The organism is Intrasporangium sp. (assembly GCF_039812505.1).
GTDB lineage: Bacteria > Actinomycetota > Actinomycetes > Actinomycetales > Dermatophilaceae > Intrasporangium_A.
Genome location: NZ_JBDIAQ010000212.1, coordinates 1 through 4,447, shown reverse-complemented (window position 1 = coordinate 4,447; position 4,447 = coordinate 1). Strand labels below are relative to the sequence as shown.

The window sequence follows — 4,447 nt, the reverse complement described above, 5'->3', positions numbered from 1 at the left end:
ACAGCCGAGGCGCCGCTCAGGCCGTGACCAGCAACGTCGAGGTGCGATCGGGCTGCACCACGACCTCGATCCGGTCGGCCACGCGCGACTTGAGCTCGGTCACATGGCTGACGATCCCGACGGTGCGCCCGCCCTCACGAAGCCCCTCGAGCGTGTGCATGACGTCGTCGAGGACCTCGGGGTCGAGAGTGCCGAAACCCTCGTCGACGAAGAGGGTGCCCAGCTCGACGCCGCCCGACTCGGCCCGCACCACCTCGGCGAGGGCCAGGGCCAGGGCCAGGGAGACGTAGAAGGTCTCACCGCCCGAGAGGGTGCCGACCTCGCGGACCTGGTTGGTGTGCATGTCGTGCACCCGGATGCCCAGCCCCGACCTGGCATTGCCCTGTTTGGCGTCGGTGTGCTCGAGTGAGTAACGGCCGCCCGAGAACTTCGCCAGCTCGGTGTTGGCGACCGACAGCACCTCGGCGAAGCGCCGGATGAGCACGTACTTCGCGAGGTCGAGGTTGAGCCGGTTGTCACCGCCACCGGCCACGAGCTGACCGACCCGGATCGCGTCGGCCGTCTCGGCGGTCACCCTGGCGTTGCGCGCCAGGGCCGCTTCGACGTCGCCCAGCCGCTGCCTGGCCCGGGTGGCCTGGCTCCGCAGGCTGCCGTGCTCGGTCGTCGCCTGCTCCATCTCCTGCCTGGCGGCGCGCTCGAGCTCGACCAGCTGCTCGATGTCGTCGAAGAGCGCGTCGAGCTGCACGTCGGCCAGCTCGGGACCGGTCAGGGCAGCCCGGACCGCGGTGCGTTCGCGCTCGAAGTCGGCGATGGCCTGCCTCGTGTCGGTGATCCAGTCCGTCGACCGGTCTGCCTCGCGCCACTCCTGCACCGACTCGAACTCGGCTGCCGCGAGCTCGACGTCCAGGGCAGCGCTCGCCTCGACGACCGCCGCGCCGGCCGCGTCGCGGGTAGTGACCGCGTCGGCGAGCCGCTCCACGCGACGGGCCGCGGCCTCGGTGGCGCGACGTCGCTCGGCCACCGTCGGATGGTCACCTCGAGCGCGTGCGACCTCGGCCGCCTCGCGGGCGAGCCGGGCGGTCCAGTCGGCCCGGCTCTGGTCGAGTCGGGCCAGCTCGGTGGCAAGGGCGGTGGACTGCTCGCCGAGCTCCTGCTCCCGGCCACGCAGCGCTTCGAGCCGTGCTGTGCCGGTCCGCAGGGTCGCTCCGGCGCGGATCGACTCGGCCAGCTGCTGACCGGCCAGCTCGGCCGCCTCGCGTGCCGCGACGACCGTCAGCCCGTTGCAGCGGGCGGCGAGCTCGCCGACCTCGGTGCGCCCCGCACCGAGGTCGTCGGCCCGAGCAGTGGCGGCAGACCTCAGCCGCTCGAGGGCCAGCTCCTGGGCCTGCACCTGCTCCGGGGTGACCGCCGTGGAGCTGGGGCGAGCCGGGGCCGGGTGCTCCGTGCCGCCGCAGACGGGGCAGGGGTCACCCGCGACCAGCGTGAGACCGAGCTCGCCGGCGATCCCGTCGATGCGCGCCTGCCGCAGCCGCCCCAGCTCGCCCTCGGCAGCGCGCACCGCGGTCAACGCCGTCGTGACGGCTCGCTGCAGCCCGGGCAGCCGCGCCGCCGCGGCCTCGTGGTCGAGGGCGGCAGCGAGCCGGTCCGTGGCCTGTCCGGTCGCGGCGGACCGGGCCTCGTGGAGGGCATGCAGCCGCCTGGCCTCGCCCAGGGCCTCGTCCTGCTCACGGACCAGTCGGGGCAGGTCGACCAGCTCGACCCGCACGCCCTCCAACGTGGCCCGATGCCGCTCGGCGGCCCGAGCGACGCCCCGGGCCTGCTCCTGGTGGCTGGCGAGCGCCGACTCGAGCTCCAGCGCGCCCTGGAGCGACCCGGTGACCTCTCGCAGGGTCGCCGCCTCGGCGCGCAGGGCGGACACCTCGTGATCCCGCAGCCGAGCTGCGACGTGCCCACGGGCCGCCGCGTGCGCAGCCTCGGCCCGCTCAAGAGTCGCCTCGGCCTGGGTCAGGGCCCGGATCGCGCCGGCCACGGGACGAGCCCGCACCGCCCGGGCCAGCTGCTCGCGCGACTGGCGAACCTCCGTAGCCTGCCGCTCGAGGTCCTCTTCGCGGCGCTGCAGCTCGAGCAGCCGCTCCCGACGGTGCATCCGCAGCCGCGCGTCGCCGACCATGTCGGCCATCTGGCTGTGACGGTCTATCGCCTCACGGCTCACCTTGCGGGCGTGCCGTTCCCGCGTGCGCAGCTCGTCGACGACCTCGGCCAGCTCGGTGAGCAGGTCGTCCGGTCGGCTCTCACCCAGCTCGACGAGGGCCGCGCGCCGCTCGTCAGCCAGCCCGGCCGAGACCGCGAAGGCCTGCACCGCATCGTGGATCTCGTCGATGCCGTGCTGGCGGCGGGCCTGTGCCGCTCGGCCCGCCTCGACCAGCTGCTCCTGCACCTGCCGGAAGAAGGCGGTGCCGAAGACCTTCTCGAGCAGCCTGCCCTTGTCCTCGGACCGGGCCCGCAGGAACGTCGCGAACTCGCCCTGCGGCAGGATCACGGTCTGGACGAACTGGTCCCGGGTCAGCCCGACCGCCCGGGTGATCTCGTCGTCGCAGTCGCCGATGTTGGTCGAGAGCAGCTCGCCTGCCTCGAGGTCGTCGACGGAGGCGAGGCGCCACAGCTTGACGCTGGGCTGCTGCACGGTCGTGCCCGTGCCGCGTGACTTGGGCCGCTCGAACCGCGGTGTACGTCGGACCCGGTAGATCCCGGACTGTGTCTCGAAGACGACCGTGACGACCGGTACGGTGCGCGGGTCGGCGTGGTGCGAGTGGATGCGCTCGAGGTCGGCACCGGCCTGCGCGAGGCGGCCGTAGAGGCCGAAGGTGATGGCGTCGATGATCGTCGACTTGCCGGACCCGGTCGGACCCTCCAGCAGGAAGAGGCCCGCCCTGCCGATGGTGGCGAAGTCGACCCGTTCGGTGCCGGCGAACGGCCCGATCGCCGTCATCTCGAGCAGGTGCAGCTGCACGTCACGCCACCTCCTGGGACTCGGCGAGCCGCTGTGCCGCGAGGGCTGCCTCGTAGCCGGCCACGAAGACGCCGAGCTCGCCCGCGCTCGCCTCGCCCTTGGTCACGTGGGCGATGAAGTCGGCGGCCAGCTCGCGGGGGTCGCGCTCGCTGACCGCCGTCGTGCCGGCCCGGCGCTGCCCGGCGGCCCCCTCGGGCTCGTGGCGGACCTGCAGCACATGGGGGAAGCGTGCCCGCAGCCGATCCATCAGTGAGTCCGGCCGCACCCGGTCGGTTACGGTGACCCGCACCCACGACCGCTCGTGCGCCGCGAGCGACGCGTCGGACAGCAGGTCGTCGAGGTGCCCGCGTAGCGTCGCCATCGGGCGCGGCTGCTGGACCTCGACCGGGGTCACCGCCACGGGTCCGACGGTCGGGAGGTCCACGAGCAGGACGACCTTGCGCTGGTCCTGCTCGGCGAACGAGTAACGCAGCGGCGAGCCCGGGTAGCGCACCACGGTGCCCTCGACGCCGCCCGGTGACTGCGGGCCGTGCAGGTGCCCGAGCGCGGCATAGTCGATGCCGGCGAAGACCGAGACCGCGACGCGGTCGACGCCACCGACCGCGATCGAGCGCTCCGAGTCGCTGGGCTCGCCCCCGGCGACGAAGGCGTGTGCCATGACCACGCTGCGCACGCCGGCCCGCCCGGTCAGGTCGGCGCGGACCCGGTCGCAGGCGGCCCCCAGCACGGCCTGGTGGGAGCGGGGCAGTGGGTCGCCCCCACCGGCGAGCAGCACCCGGGCCTGGTCGACGTCGAGGTAGGGGATGCCGTAGACCGCGACGCGCACCCCGTCCGAGCCCTCGATCAGGACCGGCACGTCGAGCCGGGCCGGGTCGGTGATCATCCGGATGCGCTCGCGGAACAGCCCCGCCCCGTAGCCGAGCCTGACCGCGGAGTCGTGGTTGCCCGAGGTGACCACGACGGTGGTGACCTCGGACAGTCGCGCCAGGGTGCGCTCGAACAACCGGACCGACTCGACCGGTGGCACGCCCCGGTCGTACACGTCGCCGGCGAGCAGCACCGCGTCGACCGGCACGCCGCCGGCCGGGTCCTCGACGAGCCGGCAGATCTGCTCGAGCACCGCCGCCTGCGCCGCGTGCAGATCGACGCCGTGCAGCGTGCGCCCGAGGTGCCAGTCAGAGGTGTGCAACAACCGCATGCCCCGACGGTATGACCCACCTGTGACACTGCCTCCCGGGACACGCTCCGTGTGACGAACGGACGTCGGTGTGACCAGGACAAGTCGGTGTGGCAAAGCAGGTCCGTGCGACCAGGACAGGTCCGTCTGGCAAGGCAGGCTGATGTGGCAGGACACGTCGGCGACACGGCAGGCCGGCTCGGCCCGCGCGGGGACGCATGCAGCACGGCTCGGGCCGGCTCGGCGCGCGCGGGGACGCA

General features: G+C 73.7%; 2 protein-coding genes. Both read right to left on the bottom strand.

The features are described 5' to 3' along the window. Positions 1-16 precede the first annotated feature (16 nt). Positions 17-3,010 carry an AAA family ATPase gene (locus WMI84_RS17070; RefSeq protein ID WP_347354976.1) on the bottom strand — a complete coding sequence of 998 codons (2,994 nt, stop codon included), beginning with the start codon at positions 3,008-3,010 and terminating at the stop codon, positions 17-19. Between the two features lies 1 nt (position 3,011). Further along, on the bottom strand, positions 3,012-4,208 hold the full coding sequence (locus WMI84_RS17065; protein WP_347354975.1) for an exonuclease SbcCD subunit D: 1,197 nt from the start codon (positions 4,206-4,208) through the stop codon (positions 3,012-3,014). Between the last annotated feature and the right edge of the window lie 239 nt (positions 4,209-4,447).